17 protein-coding genes are annotated in these 19,904 nt (G+C 71.7%); 9 read left to right on the plus strand and 8 right to left on the minus strand.

The features are described 5' to 3' along the window. The first annotated feature begins 48 nt into the window (after positions 1-48). Positions 49-1,272, plus strand: a complete 1,224-nt coding sequence (locus MTQ12_RS11670; RefSeq protein ID WP_247618743.1) for a YibE/F family protein — start codon at positions 49-51, stop codon at positions 1,270-1,272. On the opposite strand, the gene MTQ12_RS11675 is transcribed toward MTQ12_RS11670, so the two are convergent. Further along, complete coding sequence (locus MTQ12_RS11675) at positions 1,269-2,732, minus strand: L-lactate permease (RefSeq protein ID WP_247618744.1); 1,464 nt, start codon at positions 2,730-2,732, stop codon at positions 1,269-1,271. The genes MTQ12_RS11670 and MTQ12_RS11675 overlap by 4 nt on opposite strands. Positions 2,733-2,877: 145 nt before the next feature. Here MTQ12_RS11675 and MTQ12_RS11680 point away from each other — a divergent pair, with 145 nt between their 5' ends. From MTQ12_RS11680 to dnaG, 4 genes are all read left to right on the plus strand, one after another. Further along, positions 2,878-4,113, plus strand: a complete 1,236-nt coding sequence (locus MTQ12_RS11680) for an acyl-CoA dehydrogenase family protein (protein ID WP_247618745.1) — start codon at positions 2,878-2,880, stop codon at positions 4,111-4,113. Positions 4,114-4,264: 151 nt separating this feature from the next. Then, positions 4,265-5,398 (plus strand): tRNA dihydrouridine synthase DusB, encoded by a 1,134-nt coding sequence (dusB, locus tag MTQ12_RS11685; RefSeq protein WP_247618781.1) that lies wholly within the window; start codon positions 4,265-4,267, stop codon positions 5,396-5,398. A gap of 2 nt (positions 5,399-5,400) precedes the next feature. Next, positions 5,401-6,687 carry a deoxyguanosinetriphosphate triphosphohydrolase gene (locus MTQ12_RS11690; RefSeq protein WP_247618746.1) on the plus strand — a complete coding sequence of 429 codons (1,287 nt, stop codon included), beginning with the start codon at positions 5,401-5,403 and terminating at the stop codon, positions 6,685-6,687. Continuing rightward, on the plus strand, positions 6,687-8,678 hold the full coding sequence (gene dnaG, locus MTQ12_RS11695; protein ID WP_247618747.1) for a DNA primase: 1,992 nt from the start codon (positions 6,687-6,689) through the stop codon (positions 8,676-8,678). The genes MTQ12_RS11690 and dnaG overlap by 1 nt, the downstream gene beginning before the upstream one ends. Before the next feature lie 74 nt (positions 8,679-8,752). Here the strand turns inward: dnaG and MTQ12_RS11700 are convergent, their stop codons facing one another. After that, the gene (locus tag MTQ12_RS11700; protein ID WP_247618748.1) at positions 8,753-9,709 is read right to left on the minus strand and encodes a 2-hydroxyacid dehydrogenase; all 957 of its coding nucleotides are present in this window, start codon (positions 9,707-9,709) and stop codon (positions 8,753-8,755) included. A gap of 176 nt (positions 9,710-9,885) precedes the next feature. On the opposite strand from MTQ12_RS11700, the gene MTQ12_RS11705 reads away from it, so the two are divergent. The 3 genes from MTQ12_RS11705 to MTQ12_RS11715 are packed head-to-tail and all read left to right on the plus strand — an operon-like array spanning position 9,886 to position 13,242. Next, entirely contained in the window at positions 9,886-10,563 is a 678-nt protein-coding gene (locus MTQ12_RS11705) for a TetR/AcrR family transcriptional regulator (protein WP_247618749.1), read from the plus strand. After that, a complete protein-coding gene (locus MTQ12_RS11710) occupies positions 10,560-12,347 on the plus strand; it encodes an MDR family MFS transporter (RefSeq protein WP_247618750.1) in 1,788 nt (595 codons plus the stop codon). Before MTQ12_RS11705 ends, MTQ12_RS11710 begins: the two co-directional genes overlap by 4 nt. Then, positions 12,280-13,242: a D-2-hydroxyacid dehydrogenase gene (locus MTQ12_RS11715; protein WP_247618751.1), complete on the plus strand. Its 963-nt coding sequence runs from the start codon at positions 12,280-12,282 to the stop codon at positions 13,240-13,242. Before MTQ12_RS11710 ends, MTQ12_RS11715 begins: the two co-directional genes overlap by 68 nt. Before the next feature lie 4 nt (positions 13,243-13,246). Here the strand turns inward: MTQ12_RS11715 and glpK are convergent, their stop codons facing one another. The 6 genes from glpK to MTQ12_RS11745 form a co-directional block, all read right to left on the minus strand. Beyond that, complete coding sequence (glpK, locus tag MTQ12_RS11720) at positions 13,247-14,740, minus strand: glycerol kinase GlpK (RefSeq protein WP_247618752.1); 1,494 nt, start codon at positions 14,738-14,740, stop codon at positions 13,247-13,249. A 3-nt stretch (positions 14,741-14,743) separates the two neighbouring features. Continuing rightward, positions 14,744-16,186, minus strand: coding sequence for a glyceraldehyde-3-phosphate dehydrogenase (locus MTQ12_RS11725; protein ID WP_247618753.1), 1,443 nt, complete (start codon positions 16,184-16,186; stop codon positions 14,744-14,746). A gap of 130 nt (positions 16,187-16,316) precedes the next feature. Next, positions 16,317-16,628, minus strand: a complete 312-nt coding sequence (locus tag MTQ12_RS11730; RefSeq protein ID WP_137319884.1) for an antibiotic biosynthesis monooxygenase — start codon at positions 16,626-16,628, stop codon at positions 16,317-16,319. Positions 16,629-16,646: 18 nt separating this feature from the next. Beyond that, on the minus strand, positions 16,647-17,390 hold the full coding sequence (locus MTQ12_RS11735) for a fructosamine kinase family protein (RefSeq protein ID WP_137319883.1): 744 nt from the start codon (positions 17,388-17,390) through the stop codon (positions 16,647-16,649). Continuing rightward, on the minus strand, positions 17,387-18,010 hold the full coding sequence (locus tag MTQ12_RS11740; protein WP_247618754.1) for a DNA-3-methyladenine glycosylase: 624 nt from the start codon (positions 18,008-18,010) through the stop codon (positions 17,387-17,389). Before MTQ12_RS11740 ends, MTQ12_RS11735 begins: the two co-directional genes overlap by 4 nt. After that, positions 18,007-19,050, minus strand: a complete 1,044-nt coding sequence (locus tag MTQ12_RS11745; protein WP_247618755.1) for a YhjD/YihY/BrkB family envelope integrity protein — start codon at positions 19,048-19,050, stop codon at positions 18,007-18,009. The genes MTQ12_RS11740 and MTQ12_RS11745 overlap by 4 nt, the downstream gene beginning before the upstream one ends. Before the next feature lie 149 nt (positions 19,051-19,199). Here MTQ12_RS11745 and MTQ12_RS11750 point away from each other — a divergent pair, with 149 nt between their 5' ends. Next, complete coding sequence (locus MTQ12_RS11750; RefSeq protein WP_247618756.1) at positions 19,200-19,901, plus strand: DedA family protein; 702 nt, start codon at positions 19,200-19,202, stop codon at positions 19,899-19,901. The last annotated feature ends 3 nt before the right edge of the window (positions 19,902-19,904 follow it).

The following is a 19,904-nucleotide window of genomic DNA, read 5'->3' on the forward strand; positions in this document are numbered from 1 at the left end:
ATCGCCGGGAGCCGGGCTCCGCGGGCGTCGAGGCGCGCCTGGACCGTCATGCTGGGACTCCTCGTCCCGCTGGCGGTCCTCGCCGTCTCCGGGCTCGTGCTCCTGTGGCCGGCCGCGGGCGAGGACGGCGGCTGGGATCCGACGGCGCTCGGGGAGGGGACGACGTACGTGTCCGGGACGGTGACGATGGTCGACCTCCGGGCGTGTCCGGATGCGGAGTCCTCCGGGTGCGCGGCGATCGCGGTCGAGGTCGACGGCGCCGAGGGCTCGCTGTTCGTCCCGCCCGAGGCGATGCGCGCCGGCCTCGCGCCGGGAGACCGGGTCAAGGCGATCGGGATGGACGCCGAGGCGGCCTCCGATCCCGCCGCCGAGGCGATCACCGGCGGGCCAGGCGAGGCCCCGCCCGGCGGGGCGGCCCCGGACCCGGGGGATCCGGGAGCGGCGGACTACGTGTTCGTCGACTTCGACCGGAACGTGTCCCTCACCGTGCTCGCCGCCGTCTACGCGCTGCTCGTCGTCCTCGTCGCGGGGCTGCGCGGGCTGCGTGCGCTCCTCGGGCTCGTGTTCGCCTTCGGCGTCATGCTCGTGTTCATGCTGCCGGCGCTGCTCGCCGGCTCCCCGGCGGTGCTCGTCGGGGTCGTGGCGGCGGCGGTGATCATGCTCGTCGTGCTCTACCTCGCGCACGGGTTCTCCGCCCGCACCACCACAGCCCTGCTCGGCACCCTCGCCGGCATCGCCGTGACCGGGGTGCTCGGCGCGCTGTGGACGCGCTGGGCCAAGCTCGCCGGGATCTACTCCGAGGAGACCTACCTGCTGTCGTGGTCGGCGGAGCTGTCGACCGGGGACCTCGTGGTGTGCGGCATCCTCATCGCCGGCCTCGGCGTCCTCAACGACGTGACGATCACCCAGGCGGCGGCGGTGTGGGAGCTCGCCCTCGCCCGCCCGCACGCCCGGGCCCGGGAGCTGTTCGCCTCGGCGATGCGGATCGGCCGGGACCACATCGCCTCGACCGTCTACACCATCGCCTTCGCGTTCGCCGGCGGCGGTCTCACCGTGCTGCTCCTCGTCGCATCGTCCTCCCGGTCCTTCCTCGAATCGCTCACCCTCGGTGGCCTCGCGATCGAGGTGGTGAGCCTGCTCGTGTGCTCGATCGGACTCGTGCTCGCGATCCCCGCGACCACCGCCATCGCCGCACTCGTCGTCCGCTCGGGTGAGGGCGTGCGCCCGCGGGAGCGGGACCGCGGGGCGGCCGATCCCGGCCGGAACGGCTAGAGCAGCGCAGCGAGGACGGCGAGCGGCACGGTCGCGGCGAGCACGCAGAGGACGGTGGCCCGCTGCACCCGGACGACGGCGCGCTCGAGCTCGGCCCGCTGCGCCGCCGGGTCGGTCCGGCATCCGTCTGCCGTGTCCTCCCCGCCGTCGGCCAGCGCCTCGTCCCCGGCGCCGACCTGCACCGCGAGCGCGACCCGGGGCGGGGTCGCGATGTTCGCGAACGCCGCGGCGGCGTTGCCGACCGCCACAAGTCCGAGCACCGAAGCGCCCGTCGACTCCGCCATCGAGGCCACCGTGCCTGCGAACATCGCGTTCGCCCCCGTGTTCGAACCGGCGACGATGCCGCCGAGCGCGAGCAGCAGCGGACCCGGCGCGTTGCCGAGCACCGCGAGCGCGGCCCCGATCGCCGCGCTCATCCCGGTCGCCGTCATGAGCCAGCCGAGCATCATGAACAGACCCGTCGCCACGCCCACCGGCACCCAGGCGCGCGCCGCCCGGGCCACCACCGCGGGCCCGTCGACGGGCCCCGGAGCGGAGGGCACCGCGACGAGGCACGCGGCGAGCAGCCACACCGGGGGAGACGCGAGGACGTCGAGCCAGACGGCGTCGAGGAGACCGGCGAGGGCCTGGGCGGCGAGCAGGCCGCAGGTGAGGACCAGGTAGGGCACCGCGGCGAGCACGGTGCGCCGGGTGCCGCGCAGCCGGGCACCGCGCAGGCGTGCGCTCAGCAGGAGCACCAGGATGACCGAGAGCGAACCGAGCACACCGGCCGGGGGCGTGCCGACGAGGATGTTCGCACCGAGCACACCCGCCCACAGGACCGCGCCGGCGGCGAGTACGGGGACGGCCGCCCGGGGATCCCGGCGCGCCCCGCACAGCACCGCCACGGCGACCACCGCGACCGCGACCGGGAGCGCGTTGACCCACGCAGTGGCGACGCCGAGCTCGTCGAGCCCGAGCCCCGTGAGCGAGGCGGCCACCGCGGTGCCGGGTCCGAGCGCGCCCCAGGGGACCGCGGTGAGCCCGAGCAGCCCGAGCAGCGCTGCCGGTGCCGGACGGTGGCCCAGGCGCCGCAGGATCGGGATGCCGACGGTGATCCCGATCCCGAACCCGGTGACGGACTCCGCGAAGGGCACCACCCCGAACACGACGAGCGCGGTGCCGGCCGGGACGGAGGTCGAGGCGTCCTGCAGCCAGCGGGAGAGCAGCGCCATCGCGCCGGTCGCCTCGAGGAGCCGGGCGAGGATCATCCCGAAGAGGAGGATGAGCAGCACCTCGGCGAGGAGCGGCGCGTAGTCCGCACCGCTCGCGGCCAGCACTCCGGCCGGGGTGCGGAAGGCGAGGAGGGCGGCAGCTGCCGCGGTGACGAGGGCGGCTGCGGCCGCCCAGGTCGCGGGCCTGCCGAACACGAGCACGAGGACGGCGACGAGGATCGGCGTCGCAGCGAGCAGTGCGATCATGGTCCTCCTCGTGTGCACGGCGGTGCGGGCGATCCCGCATCCCGGTGCCAGGCTACGCCGCGGCGTGACAGACTGGGACGGACGAGATCCACCGCGTGTCGCGCGGCCCCGCGGGACACGGCGATCGCCGACGAAGGAGCACGCCATGGCCCACGGAACCGAGCGCACCATCGCCCAGAGCACCGCTGCAGAGCGCACCCGGGAACTCCGCACCCGGGCTGACCTCCTCGGCCTCGAGTCGCTGTTCAGCGCCGAGGAGCTCGAATTCCGCGACGAGGTGCGCGGCTTCGTCGACGAGGCGATCCGCCCGCATGTCGCCGACTGGTTCGAGCACGCGGAGTTCCCCCGCGAGCTCGTGCGCGAGATGGGGGAGCGCGGCTACCTCGGCATCCACCTCGACTCGCCGGGCTGCCCGGGACGCAGCGCCGTCGAGTACGGGCTCGCCTCCCTCGAGTTCGAGTCCGCCGACGCCGGCATCCGCACCTTCGTGTCCGTGCAGGGCTCGCTCGCGATGGGCGCGATCCACCACTGGGGGTCCGAGGAGCAGAAGGCCGAGCACCTGCCGGCGATGGCGCGCGGCGAGGTCATCGGCTGCTTCGGGCTCACGGAGCCGAACGCCGGCTCCGATCCCTCCTCGATGGAGACCGTGGCCCGCCGCGACGGCGGCGACTGGGTCATCAGCGGGCGCAAGCGGTGGATCGGGCTCGCCTCGATCGCGCAGCTCGCGGTGATCTGGGCCCGGACCGAGGACGGGGTGCGCGGCTTCGTCGTCCCCACCGACACCCCCGGCTTCACGGCGACGGTGATCGAGCCGAAGTTCGCGATGCGCGCCTCGATCCAGTGCGAGATCGAGCTCGCCGAGGTGCGCGTCCCCGACTCCGCCCGGCTGCCGGGCGCGGAGGGCCTGTCCGGTCCGTTCACCTGCCTCAACGACGCCCGCTACGGGATCATGTGGGGTGTGCTCGGCGCGGCCCGCGACTCGTACGAGACCGCGTGCTCCTACGCCCTGGACCGCGAGCAGTTCGGTGCGCCGATCGCGTCCTTCCAGCTCACCCAGCGCAAGCTCGTCGACATGGCGCTCGACATCCAGCGCGGGCTGCTCGTCGCCGAGCGCACCGGGCGCCTCAAGGACGCAGGAGAGCTCGACCCGGTGCAGATCTCCGTGGGCAAGCTGGCGAACACCCGGGACGCGATCGCGATCTGCCGTGAGGCGCGGACGATCCTCGGCGGCAACGGGGTGTCGGCGGAGTACTCGCCGCAGCGCCACGCGAACAACCTCGAGGCCGTCCGCACCTACGAGGGCACCGACGAGGTCCACACGCTCATCCTCGGCGCCCACCTCACCGGGATCCCCGCCTTCAACCCGCCGCGGGAGGGGTGAGTCCGGGCTCGCACCGGCGTGCGCGTCCCCGGTACCGGGAGCTGTGGACACCGCACCCCGGTTTGACTCGTGGTGGGACAATGGTGCGGTGACTGCTGCATCCCTCCTCCACGCCCCTGCGCCCACCGCGAAGGAAGCCGCCCGGCCCGCCCTGTGGATCGGGCCGATCGAGCTGTCCTCGCCCGTCGTGCTCGCGCCGATGGCCGGGATCACGAACACCGCCTTCCGGCGGCTGTGCCGCGAGTACGGGGCCGGTCTCTACGTCACCGAGATGGTCACCAGCCGCGCTCTCGTCGAGCGCAGCCCCAAGAGCATGCGGATCATCCACCACGAGCCCTACGAGACCCCGCGCTCCGTGCAGCTCTACGGCGTCGACCCGGTGACGATCGGGCAGGCGGTGCGGATGCTCGTCGAGGAGGACCGCGCCGACCACATCGACCTCAACTTCGGCTGCCCGGTCCCCAAGGTCACCCGCAAGGGCGGGGGCTCCGCGCTGCCGTGGAAGACCGACCTGTTCACCGCGATCGTCACCACCGCGGTGCGCGAGGCCTCCCGCGGGGGCATCCCGCTGACCATCAAGATGCGCAAGGGCATCGACGCCGACCACCTCACCTACCTCGAGGCCGGCCGGATCGCCCGCGACGCCGGGGTCGCCGCGATCACCCTGCACGGCCGCACCACCGCGGACCTCTACTCCGGGCAGGCGGACTGGGACGCGATCGCCCGCCTCAAGGACCACCTCGGCGACACCGTCCCGGTGCTCGGCAACGGCGACATCTTCGCCGCCGAGGACGCCCTGGAGATGATGCGCACCACCGGCTGCGACGGGGTCGTGATCGGCCGCGGCTGCCAGGGTCGCCCGTGGCTGTTCGGGGACCTCGCGCACGCCTTCGCCGGCAGCGAGGAGCGGATCCGCCCGGATCTCGGCGCGGTGGCCGACGCCGTCCACACCCACGGGGTGTACCTCGCGGAGTACTACGGCGATGAGTTCTACGGCGTCCGCGACCTCCGCAAGCACATCGCCTGGTACTTCAAAGGCTATCCGGTCGGCGGCGAGGCGCGCCGCGCGCTCGCCATGGTGTCCTCGCTCGCCGAGCTCCGCGAGCACCTCGACGGGCTCGACCGCAGCGCGCCCTACCCCGGCCGCGACGCCGAGGGCTCCCGCGGGCGCACCACCCGGCCCAAGCGGCCCCACCTGCCCGAGGGCTGGCTCGACTCCCGCGTCATGGAGGAATCCCGGCGCGCCGACCTCGCGCTCGCCGAGCTCGACGTCTCGGGGGGCTGAGGATGACGGGGATCCCGGGCGGCCTCGCCGAGTACTCCGCCCACGACCAGGAGCGGTGGGTGCCCGAGGCCGCGAAGAACCCGCGCCGCTCGGCCTTCCAGCGCGACCGCGCCCGCGTGCTCCACTCCTCGGGCCTGCGCCGGCTCGGGGCGAAGACCCAGGTCGTGTCCCCGGGCAGCGACGACTTCGTGCGCACCCGGCTCACCCACTCCCTCGAGGTCGCCCAGGTGGGTCGTGAGCTCGCCCGCTACCTCGGCTGCGACCCCGACATCGTCGACACCGCGTGCCTGAGCCACGACCTCGGCCACCCGCCGTTCGGGCACAACGGGGAGACCGTGCTCGACGAGCTGTGCCGGGACATCGGCGGCTTCGAGGGCAATGCGCAGACACTGCGGATCCTCACCCGGCTCGAGCCCAAGGTCCTCAACGAGGACGGCGCCTCGGCCGGGCTCAACCTCACCCGCGCGACCCTCGACGCGTGCACGAAGTACCCGTGGTCGCGCGACGAGGCGCCGGTGAAGCCCACCACCGGGGCGCCGCTGCGGAAGTTCGGCGCCTACGCCGACGACCTGCCGGTGTTCGCGTTCTTCCGCGATGGGCGCACCGACACGCGTCGCTGCATCGAGGCGCAGCTCATGGACCTCGCCGACGACATCTCCTACTCCGTGCACGACGTCGAGGACGCGGTGTTCGCCGGCCACCTCGACCTCTTCGCCTACCACCACGACCACGCGCTCGGCGGGCTCATCGACATCACCCGCTCCTGGTACCTGCCGGAGGCGCGCGACGAGCAGATCATCTCCGCCCTCGACCGGCTCCAGTCGGCGGCCTACTGGCCGCGCGAGCGCTACGACGGCTCCCGTCGCTCGCAGGCCGGGCTCAAGCACATGACGAGCCAGCTCATCGGCCGCTTCGCCGGGGCCGCGGAGGCCGCGACGCGCGAGGAGTTCGGCTGGGAGCCGCTCGGCCGCTACGACGGCGACCTCGTCGTGCCGGAGGCCACCCGCCACGAGATCGCCGTCCTCAAGGGGCTGGCGACCGTCACCGTCATGGTCGCCGAGGACCGCCTGCGCCTGCAGCGCATCCAGGCCCGGGTGCTCACCACGCTCGGCGAGTACTTCAGCGAACGGCCCGAGGCGATGGACACGATGTTCCTCCTCGACCACCGCGCGGCGGACTCCGACGCCGAACGGCTGCGCGTCGTCGTCGACCAAGTCGCCTCGCTCACCGACCACTCCGCCTGGGCGGCCTACCACCGGATGCAGGCCGACGAAGCGAGCCTGCTCTAGTGGCCGGCCTGATCCGCCGCGAGGACATCGACGAGGTCCGGTCACGCGCCCGGATCGACGAGGTGGTGGGCGAGTACGTCACGCTCAAGAGCGCCGGCGTCGGCTCGAAGAAGGGCCTGTGCCCCTTCCACGACGAGCGCACCCCGTCCTTCCACGTCCGACCCCAGGTGGGGATGTACCACTGCTTCGGGTGCGGGGAGAGCGGGGACGTGTTCGCGTTCCTCCAGAAGATCGACGGGATGACCTTCGTCGAGGCCGTCGAGCGGCTCGCGGAGAAGACCGGGGTCGCACTCCAGTACGAGGAGGGCCGCGGGCCGGATCGGGAGGCCGCAGGCACCCGGCAGCGCCTCGTCGAGATGCACCAGGTCGCCGCGGACTTCTACCGCGAGCAGCTGCGCTCCCCGGCCGCGGAGATCGGGCGGACCTACCTCGCCGAGCGCGGCTTCGGCGAGGACGCGCAGCAGACCTTCGGGGTCGGCTTCGCCCCGCAGTCCTGGGACGCGCTGCTCGGCCACCTGCGCGGCCGCGGCTACGTCACCGAGGACATCATCGCCTCCGGGCTCGTCAGCCAGGGCCGGCGCGGCATCTACGACCGGTTCCGCGGGCGCCTCGTGTGGCCGATCCGCGACGTCACCGGCCGCACGATCGGGTTCGGCGCCCGGCGCCTGTTCGACGACGACCAGGGGCCCAAGTACCTCAACACCCCGGAGACCGTGCTCTACCGGAAGAACCAGGTGCTCTACGGCCTCGACCTCGCCAAGCGCGCGATCGCCCGCACCAAGCGGATCGTCATCGTCGAGGGGTACACCGACGTCATGGCCGCCCACCTCGCCGGGGTCGAGCAGGCGGTCGCGACCTGCGGCACCGCGTTCGGCGCCGAGCACATCAAGATCGCCCGCCGGCTGCTCGGCGACGACCAGACGCACGGCGGCGAGGTCGTCTTCACCTTCGACGGGGACGAGGCCGGTCGCAAGGCCGCGCTCAAGGCCTTCGAGGAGGACCAGCGCTTCGTCGCCCAGACCTACGTCGCCGTCGAGCGCTCCGGCATGGACCCCTGCGACCTGCGGCAGGCCCACGGGGACGCCGCGGTGCGCGAGCTCATCGACTCGCGCCGCCCGCTCTTCGAGTTCGCGCTGACCTCGAGCGTCGACCGCTTCGATCTCAGCACCGTCGAGGGCCGGGTGGGGGCGGTGCGCGCCGCCGCACCGGTCATCGCCCAGATCCGGGACGCCGCGATGCGTCCCGGCTACGAACGGTTCGTCGCCGGACACATCGGCATCGATCCCGCCGAGGTGGCCCAGGCCGTGCGTGCCGCGCAGCGCCGCGGCGACGGACGTCGCAATCCCGCTGCCGGGCGCAATCCGGCGGCCGGGCGCGGCCCGGGCGGTCCCGGACCGGCGGGACCGGGCGGACGGGACCAGCGCGGACGGGACCAGCGCGGCGGACTGCCTGCACCCACCGAATCCCCGGCGGAGACCGCTGCGGCCGTCGACGCCTACGCCCAGGAGCTCGGCGGGGGACCGGTCGACGTCACCGGGCTGCGCGTCGAGCGCGGCGCGCTCCAGGTCGCCCTCCAGCAGCCGACCTTCGTCAACGCGACCCTGTTCGACGGGCTCAACGGCAAGGTGTTCACCGATCCCGCCCACCGCGGGGTCCATGACGCGATGCGCGCCGCCGGCGGCATCCGGGCCGGGCTCGCCGACCCGGAGAGCTGGCCGGAGAAGGTGCTCGAGGCCGCACCGGAGCAGCTGCGCGGGCTCGTCGGGCGCCTCGCCGTCGAACCGCTCCCGGCCCAGGACGCCGCGGGTGTCGAGCGCTATGCGCGCGGGATCATCGCGCGTCTCTTCGACAAGGACATGGTGCGGATCGCCGACGAGCTCCACTCGCGGCTCCAGCGCGCCGACCCCGCCGACGCGGCGACGAGCGGCCGCCTGCTCGAGCAGCTGCAGATCCTCGAGCGGCAGCGCGCCCGCCTCCGCTCCCTCATGTGAGAGCGCAGGCGGGCGCGGGATCGCAATTCTCGGCGGAATCGCTCACAGATTCCTTCTGAAATTGCCGTTTCGGGTCAGCCGATGACGTGCTGCGGGGTGTCGCCCTCGGCGAGCGTGAGGACGTTCGCGAGCGCCTTGGTGAACACCCGCTTGACGGTGTCGCGCGTCTGCGCACCGGCGTGCGGGGTCGCGACGACGTTGGGCGCGTCGAGGAGCGGGTTGCCGGCGATGTCGGGCTCGCCGGAGAACACGTCGAAGCCGGCGCCGGCGATCGTGCCGGCCCGCAGCGCCTCGGCGAGCGCGGACTCGTCGACGATCCCCGGCCGGGACATGTTGAGCACGATCGCGGTGTCGCTCATGAGCGCGAGCTGCTCGGCCCCGATCATCCCGCGCGTGTCCGCGGTGAGCGGGACGTGGATCGAGAGCACGTCGGCACCGGGCAGGAGCTCGGCGAGCTCCGTGTACTCGATCCCGATCTCGCGCTCGACCTCCTCCGGCTGCCGGAACACGTCGTAGTAGGCGAGCGTCATGTCGAAGGCCTTCATCCGCCGGGCGAGCAGCTGCCCGATGTGGCCGAGCCCGATGATCGCGGCCTTCCGGCCGGCGAGCTCGTAGCTCTGGTCGAGCCACTCGTTGGGGGTCCACTCGCCGCGGCGGGTGTTCGCGTCGAGGCCCGGCAGGTGCCGGGCGCAGGCGAGCAGCGAGGCCATCGCGAGCTCGGCGACGGCGACGGAATTGGCGCCCGGGAGGTTCGCGACGAGGACGTCCCGTTCGGCCGCGGCTGCGAAGTCGATGCCGTCGGTGCCGGCGCCCACGCGCTGGATGATGCGCAGCTTCGGGGCGCGGTCCATGAGCTCGGCGGAGATCGTGCCGGCGCCGTTGAGGATCGCCTCGGCCTCGGCGAGCTCGGTATCGGTGGGGGAGTCCCCGGCCGGGATCACGAGGGTGGCGCGCGGCTCCGCGGCGAACGCCTCCTCGAGGATGTCGAGGACCTGCCGGTCCTTCTCGCCGATCCAGATGACTGTGCTCACTGCGTCCTCCTGGGATGCTCCGCGGGTGCGGCCGCGCGATCGGCGACCCACCTCGATTATGCACTGCGCCACGCAGCCCGGGCGCTGTGGTCCGCTGCGCCACAGGTGGTTCAGATCACTGCACGACGTGCAAAGATGCACTTGAAGAAAACTTGCACACGGTGCAAACTTGTCGGGTGACCATCTCTCATGACACCGCTGCGCCCACCGCGCCGGCGGAGGAATCGCTCCGCGACCGCAAGGCCCGCCTCACCCGGCGGGCCATCCACGTCGCCACCGTCAATCAGGTGAATGCGCACGGACTCGATCAGGCCACGATCGCTCAGATCGCGGCCGAGGCCGGGGTCTCGACGCGCACCTTCTTCAACTACTTCGCCTCGAAGGAGGACGCGATCGTCGGGATCGCCGACCGGCTGCTCGACGACGAGCAGATCGGCGACTTCCTCGTCGGGCCCGTCGACGGCGCAGGCCTCGCCTCCGAGGTCGCCCGGCTCCTCCACACCGCGTTCCTCCTCACCTTCAACGACGACGAGGTGGCGACCGCGCGGCGGCGCATCTTCGCCCAGCATCCCGAGCTGCTCGGGCGCCAGTTCGAGAAGAACCGGCAGCTCGAATCGCAGGTCGCCGAGGTCGTCGCCACCCGCATCCGGCAGCACGACATCGAGTTCGACACCGCCGAGTCCCCGGAGGCGATCGCCGACATGATCGTCCTCGTGTGCAGCGCCCCGCTGCGCGCCGCGGCGCGCAGACTCGCGGAGCGCGACGACTCCGGCGCCGACACCGGCGATGACCCCGAACTCTTCGACCGCTCCGTCCAGCTGTTCCTCGACGTCATGAAGGGCCCGACCGCATGAAGCGCATCACCCGCGCCGGCCGCGCCGGCGCCGCACCCGGATCACCGACCGCATCCCGCCCCGCCGCGCAGCCCGCGGCCGGCGAGCAGATGTCGACCGCCGCGATCCTCCTGCTCTTCATCGGTCTCATGGTCGCGATGTTCATGTTCTCCCTCAACCAGACGATCCTCGCCACCGCGCTGCCGACGATCGTCGGCGAGCTCGACGGCGTCGACCTCATGCTCTGGGTGTCGACGGCGTTCATGCTCGCCTCCACCGTGATGATGCCGATCTACGGCAAGATCGGCGACCTGTTCGGCCGCAAGCCGCTCTTCGTCTTCGCGATCATCATGTTCATGGTCGGCTCGCTGCTCGCGATGATCGCCCAGGACATGACCCTGCTCATCCTCGGCCGCGTGTTCCAGGGGATCGGCGGCGGCGGCATGATGATCCTCGCGCAGTCGATCATCGCCGCCGTGGTCCCTGCCCGCCAGCGCGGCAAGTACATGGGCTTCATGGGCTCGGTGTTCGCCGTGTCCTCCGTGGCCGGCCCGCTCATCGGCGGGTGGCTCACCGAGGGGCCCGGCTGGCGCTGGGCGTTCGCGATGAATTTCCCGCTCGGGATCTTCGCGATCATCTCCGCGCTCGTCTTCCTCCGCATCCCGCGCACCCACAACGCCGTCCGGCCCAAGGTCGACGGCGCAGGCATGGCGCTCGTCGCCCTCTTCACCTCCGCGATCATCCTCGCCTCCGCATGGGGCGGCCACCAGTACGACTGGATCTCCCCGGAGATCATCGGGCTCGTCGGGATCGCCCTCGTCGCCGCGGTCGCGTTCGTGTTCGTCGAGCGCCGGGTGAGCGAACCGGTGATCCCGATGTGGCTGTTCAAGGACCGCAACTTCGTGCTCTGCACGGTCGCGGGTCTGACGATCGGCGTCGCGATGTTCGGGGTGCTGAGCTACATGCCCACCTATCTGCAGATGGTCCACGGGATCGACGCCACGGTCGCCGGTTTCATGATGGTGCCGATGATGGCGACGATGCTGGTGTTCGGCACCGCGATCGGGTTCGTCGTCGAGAAGACCGGGCGCTACAAGATCTACCCGATCCTCGGCTTCCTCTGCGTCTTCGCCTCCCTCGTCCTCATGTCCTTCATGCAGGCCGACACGCCGGCCTACTGGTCGGTCGTCCACCTCGCGATGCTCGGGCTGGGCCTGGGACTGACCATGCAGCTCCTCGTGCTCATCGTGCAGAACTCGTTCCCGGTCACCGTCGTCGGCACCGCCACGGCCTCGAACAACTTCTTCCGCCAGATCGGGGCGACCCTCGGCATGGCCGTCATCGGCTCGATGTTCACCGAACGCCTCATGACCCAGCTCGCCACCTCGCTGCCGAGCACGGGCGCGGGCTCGGCGACCACGGCCATCCGGCTCACCCCGGAGGCCGTCTCCGGGCTGCCGGGACCGGTCCACGAGCTCGTCGTCACCGCCTACAACGACGCCCTCATGCCGCTCTTCCTGTGGGTCAGCCCGCTCGTCCTCATCGGCTTCGTCGCGGTGCTGTTCATCCAGGAGCGGCCGCTGGCGACGAAGATCGAGCGCGGCGACGACCGCAGCGTGGTCCCGCTCACCGAGCAGGCCGACGGCGCCGAACAGATCGACGGCACCGAGCAGACCGAGGCCGCGGACCCGGAGCGCGCTACCGTGGAGGGAGCCGACGACCCCCAGGAGGCCGACGATGACCGTGCTGACGATCCTCACCGCAGCCCACAGGCCGCGCCCGCCGGCGCTCGATCGCCTGAGTGACACCGCCGAGGTGCGCTGGACCGAGGCGTCCGGCCTCGCCGAGGCGCTGCCGGGCGCCGATGTCCTCCTCATGTGGGACTTCTTCTCCCCGGCACTCGTCGACGCCTTCACCGCCGCCGACCGGCTGCAGTGGATCCACGCCGCCTCCGCCGGGGTCGACTCCCTGATGTTCCCCGCACTGCGGGAATCCGGGGTGCGGGTGACGAACGCGCGCGGCGTGTTCGATCGGCCGATCGCGGAGTTCGTGCTCGCGTTCATGCTCGGCTTCGCCAAGGACCTCCCCGGCTCGCTCGAGCTCCAGGCCGAGCGCACCTGGCAGTGGCGGGAGACGGAGAACCTCGCCGGCTCCCGCGCGCTCGTCGTGGGCACCGGCTCGATCGGCCGGGAGACCGCCCGGCTCCTCACCGCGCTCGGCGTCGAGGTGCGCGGAGCCGGCTCGCGCGCCCGGTCCGGGGACCCGGACTTCGGCGAGGTGCTCGACTCCGCGGAGCTCCCGCGGCTCGTGGGCGACATCGACTGGCTCATCGACATCGCCCCGCTCACCCCGGCGACCACCGGGCTCATCGACGCCGAGGTGCTCGCCGCCCTGCCGCCGCACGCCCGGCTCATCAACGTGGGCCGGGGCGCGACCGTGGTGACCGACGACCTCGTCGCCGCGCTGCACAGCGGGGAGATCGCCGGGGCCGGGATCGATGTCGTCGACACCGAGCCGCTGCCGCCTGAGCACCCGCTGTGGTCGTGCCCGAACCTCATGATCACCGCGCACATGAGCGGTGACACGCACGGCTGGACCGACCGGCTGGCCGAGCAGTTCATGGCGAACTGGGACCGCTGGCTCGCAGGGGAGCCGCTGCTGAGCCCCGTCGATGTCGATAAGGGCTACGCAGCCGGCTGAGGAGTCACTCGACCCAGCCGAGCGAGCGCTGCACCGCCTGGTCCCAGCGTGCGAGAACACGGGTGCGCTCGTCCGCGGAGATCTGCGGCGTCCACGACTCGCGGTGCACGGCGAATGCCGCGACCTCCGCGGTGCCCGAGTGCACCCCGGCGCCGATCCCGGCGGCGAAGGCGGCCCCGAGCGCGGTGGACTCGACGAGCTCGGGGCGGACGACCTCGCAGTCGGCGACATCGGCCTGGAACTGCATGAGGGCGTCGTTGACGCTCATCCCGCCGTCGGCGGCGATCCGGCGGATCGCGAACCCGGAGTCCTCCCGCATCGCGGTGAGCACCTCGGCGGTCTGGAAGGCGGTGGACTCGAGCGCAGCCCGGGCGATGTGCGCCCTCGTGGAGAAACGGGTGAGGCCGACGAGCGTGCCGCGGGCATCGGAGCGCCAGCGCGGGGCGAACAGGCCGGAGAACGCCGGCACGAAGTACACGTCCCCGCAGTCCTCGACGCTCGCCGCGAGCTCCTCGACCTCCTGCGAGGTGCGGATGATGCCGAGGGAGTCGCGCAGCCACTGGACGAGCGAGCCGGCGACGGCGATCGACCCCTCGAGCGCGTACACGGGATCCTCACCGGCGATCTCGTAGGCGACGGTGCTCACGAGCCCGTGCTCGGAGCGTCGGATGTCCCCGCCGGTGTTCGTCAGCAGGAAGCAGCCGGTGCCGTAGGTGTTCTTCGTGTCGCCGGGGGAGAAGGCGCACTGCCCGAACGCGGCGGCCTGCTGGTCGCCGAGCACCCCGGTGATCGGCACCCCGCCGAGCAGCTGCCGGTCCGCGACCCGCCCGAACTCGCCCACCGAGGGCCGGATCTCCGGGAGCAGCGCCGCCGGGATCCCGGTGAGCTCGAGCATCCGGTCCGACCAGGTGCGGGTGCGCAGGTCCATGAGCATGGTGCGCGAGGCGTTCGTCGGGTCGGTGACGTGGATCCCGCCGTCGGTGCCCCCGGTGAGGTTCCAGATCAGCCAGGTGTCGACGGTGCCGAAGAGGAGCTCCCCGGCCTCGGCGCGCTCGCGGATCCCGGGGTCGGAGTCGAGCAGCCAGAGCAGCTTGATCGCGGAGAAGTACGTGTTCACCGGCAGCCCGGTGATCTGCTGGATCTCCTCGGCGTGCTCGGCGAGTGCGGCGACGTGCTCACCGCCGCGGGTGTCCTGCCAGACGAGCGCCCGGTGGACGGGGCGGCCGGTGCTCCGGTCCCACAGGATCGTCGTCTCGCGCTGGTTGGTGATGCCGAGCGCGGTGATGTCGCCCTGCGTGAGCTGGGCGGACCCCATGACGCGGCCGATCACCTCACGGCTCGTGCGCCAGATCTCCGTGGCATCGTGCTCGACGTGCCCGGTGGCCGGGAAGTGCTGGGTGAACTCCTGGGTGTGAGACGCCGCCGTGCGGCCATCCTCGGAGAAGATGACCGCACGGGTGGACGTCGTGCCCTCGTCCAGCGCCAGGACGAAGCCCATGGCTCAGGCGCGCGCGGGGTAGGACGGGGTGTCGACCCCGGCCATGTCGGCGATGCAGCGGACGACCTGGCAGGAGTACCCGAACTCGTTGTCGTACCAGACGTAGACGACGACCCGGTCGCCGTCGACGATCGTCGCCAGCCCGTCGACCACACCGGCGCGCTTGGAGCCGACGAAGTCGCTCGACACGACCTCGGGGGAGGCGATGTAGTCGACCTGGTTGCGCAGCGGGGAGCGGAGCGAGGTCTCGCGCAGGAAGGTGTTGAGCTCCTCGACCGTGGTCTCGCGCGCGAGGTTGAGGTTGAGGATCGCCATCGACACGTTCGGGGTGGGGACGCGGATCGCGTTGCCCGACAGCTTCCCGGCGAGCTCCGGCAGCGCCTTCGCGACGGCCTTCGCCGCGCCGGTCTCGGTGAGCACCATGTTGAGGCCGGCGGCCCGGCCGCGACGCTCGCCCTTGTGGAAGTTGTCGATGAGGTTCTGGTCGTTGGTGAAGGAGTGGACGGTCTCGACGTGGCCGTTGCGCACGCCGAACTCGTCGTTGAGCGCCTTGAGCACCGGGGTGATCGCGTTCGTCGTGCACGAGGCGGCGGACACGACGGTGTCCTCGGGCAGGATGTCGGCGTTGTTGACGCCGTAGACGATGTTCTTCACGTCGCCCTTGCCCGGCGCGGTGAGCAGCACCTTGGAGGCGCCCGGGCACGCGAGGTGCTTGCGGAGGCCGGCCTCGTCGCGCCACTTGCCGGTGTTGTCGACGATGATCGCGTCGGTGATGCCGTACTGCGTGTAGTCGACGGAGGAGGGGTCGTCGGAGTAGATCACCTGGATGAGCACGCCGTTGGCGAGGATGGTGTTCTTCTCCTGGTCGACGACGATGGTGCCGTCGAACTTGCCGTGCACCGAGTCGCGGCGGAGCAGGGAGGCGCGCTTGACGATGTCGTTGTCGCCGCCGCGGCGCACCACCACCGCGCGCAGGCGCATCCCGGTGCCGCCGGCGCGGTCGATGAGGATCCGGGCGAGCAGGCGGCCGATCCGGCCGAAGCCGTAGAGCACGACATCGCGGGGAGCGGGCTCGTCCTCGGCCGCCCCGCCGATCGCATCGCCGAGCTGCTCACGGAGGAACGCGGTGAGGTCGGTGTCGCCGGCCTCGCGGTGGGCGGCGGCGAGCCGGCCGAGGTCGATCCCGCAGGAGCCGAGGTTGAGGCTCTCGAGGCCCTCGACGATCGCGAGCGTCTGCTCGACGTCGAGGTCGGTGCCGTCGAAGTGGCGGGCGTAGCGGTGGGCCTTGATGATGCCGTTGACCGACTTGTTGAGCAGACTGCGGCCGTACACCGTGAGGAGCACATCGTTGTTGCGATAGAGGCGGCCCACGACGGGGATCATCCTCTCTGCGGCGTCCTGCTTGGTCGCCCACTCCTGCATCTTCGCAGTGGTCTGGTCAGTCACCTGTCGGTCCCTTCAACGTCGAACAGAGGATACGCATCGATTTTACCCGGTGTGTCCAGGAAAGCGGACCGCGCGGTCCGCCCGGGCCCGCGGTGCGGTCGGGTGCGCCGAGCGATCGCGCCGGAGCGGTTCAGCCGCCGATGCTCAGCGCCGGCACGAACTCGAGGAGCTGTGAGCCGGTGGCGACGGGTGCCGGCCGGTCGCCGCCGGAGTCGTGGGAGCGGGAGAAGGCCCGCGAGGCCTTCCAGCCCTCGTAGGCCTCCTCGTCGGCCCATTCGGTGAGCACGAACCACTGCTCGGATCCGTCGGTGGGCTTGAGGAGCTGGAACCGGACGAACCCCTCGAGGTCCGGCAGCCGGCCGATCGCCGGCTCGAACCGGGCGACGATCTCGTCGCCGGTGTCCGCGGGGATGGTGAGGGCGTTGATCTTGATGACTGTCATGTCTTCCATCCTTTCATCTCAGGCGTAGCGCTCGGCGAGCCGGGCGGTGGACTCCCGGTAGCCGCCGCCGAACAGCACCGCATGGGCGGCGAGCCCGAACAGCTGGTGGAGGCCCAGGCGCTCGCGCCAATCGGCCCCGAGCTCCGCCGTGCCGTAGGCGTCCTCCCAGGCGGCGAGGATGTCCTGCAGGTGCGGGGCGCCGAACAGGGAGAGCATGGCGAGGTCGACGAGCGGGTGGCCGGCGATCGCGGCCGGGTCGATGAGCGTGCCGCCGGCCTCGGTGAAGAGGAGGTTGCCCGCCCACAGGTCGCCGTGGAGGCGGGCCGGCGGGGCATCGTCGTCGAACTGCCCGGCGGCGAGCCGGTCGATCACCGCACCGAGTGCGGGGATGCCGGGGTCCAGGAGGCGGGCGAGGGATGCGAGCCGCACGGCGCTCGCCTCGCCCATCGACTCCGAGATCGCGGTGTCGATGGGCAGCGGCTCGGACAGCGGGCCGAAGAAGTACTGCTCGACACCCGGCGGCAGGGTGCCGTGCGGCGGGCACGGCGCACGGTGGAGGGCGGCGAGCCCGGCACCGAAGGTGCGGGCGGCCTGAGGGGTGGGCGGCACCTCGGTGAGCCGTTCGAGGTCGAGCGCGTGGGCGTGGACCGCGCGCACCTCGACGACGGGCACGGTCCGGGTCTCGGCGAGCCAGCGGAGTCCGGCGGCCTCGGTGGCGAAGAACCCGTCGGGGACGTGGGAGGCGGACTTGCGGTACGTCATCGGCGGGCCTTCCTCCGGCCCGGGACGAACGCGGACACCGTGGGGTCGCCGGGGATCCGGAACCGCCAGGGGAACGCCGCGGGATCGGCGCCGTCCCCGCTCACCCCCACGCGCGGGCCGGTGACATGCTCCACCGGCGCCGGCGGGGTCGCGAAGGTCCATTCGCCGCCGAACAGGTCCGCGCCATCGGTCTCCGGACCCGCCCCGAAGGCCTGGGCGACGCAGCCGGGCCCGCGCGCCAGGTCGCGGTCGCGCAGCGGGGTGCGGCGCCGCACGGAGCGGCGGGCGCGCACGAGCTCATGGCCGGCGGTGACCTCGCCGGCGCGCAGCAGCAGACCGGTCGGGGCGCCGGCGGCCTCGCACACCATGTTGAGCGAGTGGTGCATGCCGTAGATGAAGTAGCAGTAGAGGTGGCCGGGCGGGCCGAACATCGTGGCGTTGCGGCGGGTCCGACCGCGGTAGGCGTGGGAGGCGGGGTCGATCCGGCCGTCGTACGCCTCGACCTCGGTGATCCTGATCGACACCGGCTCGACACCGGGCTGCCGGCGGGTGAGGACCCCGCCGAGCACCTCCGGCGCGACCTCGAGGACCGGCCGGTCGAAGAAGGCCCGGTCGATCACGCGCCCTCGTCGTCGCTGATCCGCTTGAAGCCGAGGATGGTGAGCGCGATGAGGCCGGCGCCCGCGCCGAGCGCGAGGATCGAAGCACCGAGCTCGGATTCCTGCTTCTCCTCGTACTTCCGGGGCGCGGGCGGGATCTCGCCGAAGATCGGCTGGTCGTCGGCGGTGCCCATCCAGGCGGCGACGACGAGGATGATGCGGGCGAACACGTTCATCGACAGCATGATCGCGATGACGGGCCCGAACAGCGCGGCGGTGGGCGAGCCGGAGAACAGGTCGATGAGCAGGGTGGCGAGGTTGAGGAGAACGGTGAGGGCGACGGCGCCCATGAGGGAGCCGAGCATGCGGGTGCGCTTGGGGATCGGGGTGACCGGGATCATCGTGAACATGAACATGAAGATCAGCCACGACATCGCGAGCGTGATGAGGATCGGGGTGATGGTGAGGACCGGGGTGACCCAGCCGGGCAGGCCGAGCCAGTCGACGATCGTCGTCTGCAGGCCGGTGCCGATCACGGTGAGTCCGATGGTGATCGCGGCGCCGACGAGGATGCCGAGCAGGGTGACGATGTTGTTCACCGTGCGGACGATGAAGTTCTCCTGCGGCTTGGCACCCATCTCGCTGCGCAGCTGGGCGCGGATCGCGTCCTTGAGGTTGCCGATGAATCCCTGCGCGGTGTAGAACGCCGACAGCACACCGACGAGGCCGACGGCCTGCCAGTTGTCGAGGAAGTTCTGGAGCATCTCGACGAGGGCGTCCTGCCCGGGTGCGGCGTCCTCGAGGAAATCGGTGATCGTGCCCACCCATTCGGGGCGCACGACGTCGAGCACGAAGCCGAGGGCGGCGAACGCGAACATCAGCGTGGGGATGAGGGCGAGGACGAGGAAGTACGTGATCGCCGCGCCGAACTGGTTGCCGAGCCGCAGGTTGAAGCGCTCGACCGTCGCCATGAGGTGGCGCACGGCAGGCTTGCGCATGAAGCCGCCGCCCGCCTTCGCGGCCGACTGCGAATTCGTCAGGAGGCGTTCGCTGGATTCCATGTCCTCAATATTCCTTGCTCGTCACTCGACATTCGGCATGCGGGGCTGCGGATCCGACTGTACTGCACCCACGATCGTACCCGGGGAGCCCCGTCGCCCTGGGCGTGGCCTGGAGGGGGAGCTGTCACCGGGTCGTTAGGCTGTCGTGCATGACTGCAGACGTGACGACGATCGCGGCCGCCGGGTCCGGACAGGCGCTCACCGGCTTCACCGGCTGGGTGGTCTCGGTGATGGAGAGCCTCGGTGCCGTGGGCGTGGGCCTCATGGTGGCGCTCGAGAACATCTTCCCGCCGATCCCCAGCGAGCTCATCCTGCCGCTCGCCGGATTCACCGCCTCCCAGGGGTCGATGAACCTCGTCGCGGCGATCGTGTGGGCGACCATCGGCTCGCTCGTCGGCGCCATCGCGCTGTACTACATCGGCTACGTGTTCGGCCTCGACCGGCTGCGCCGCTGGGCCTCGAAGATCCCGCTCGTCGACATCGACGACATCGACAAGACCGTCGCGTGGTTCGAGCGCCACGGTCAGGCCGCGGTGTTCTTCGGTCGGATGGTGCCGATCTTCCGCTCCTTCATCTCCATCCCCGCCGGTGTGGAGAAGATGAACCTGTGGCTGTTCATGGCGCTGACCACCGCCGGCAGCGCGATCTGGAACACGATCTTCGTCGTCGCCGGCTACCTGCTCGGCGAGAACTGGCACGTGGTGGAGAACTACGCGGGGATCTTCCAGAAGATCGTCATCGCGGTCATCGTCATCGCCGTCGTGTGGTGGGTGACCCGCCGCATCCGCCGCAACCGGAGGGAGAAGCACCTCACCGAGCAGATCGAGGCCGAGGGCCCCGAGGCGCGCTGAGCG

Source organism: Brevibacterium sp. R8603A2 (assembly GCF_023072605.1).
GTDB classification, from domain to species: Bacteria; Actinomycetota; Actinomycetes; order Actinomycetales; family Brevibacteriaceae; genus Brevibacterium; species Brevibacterium pityocampae.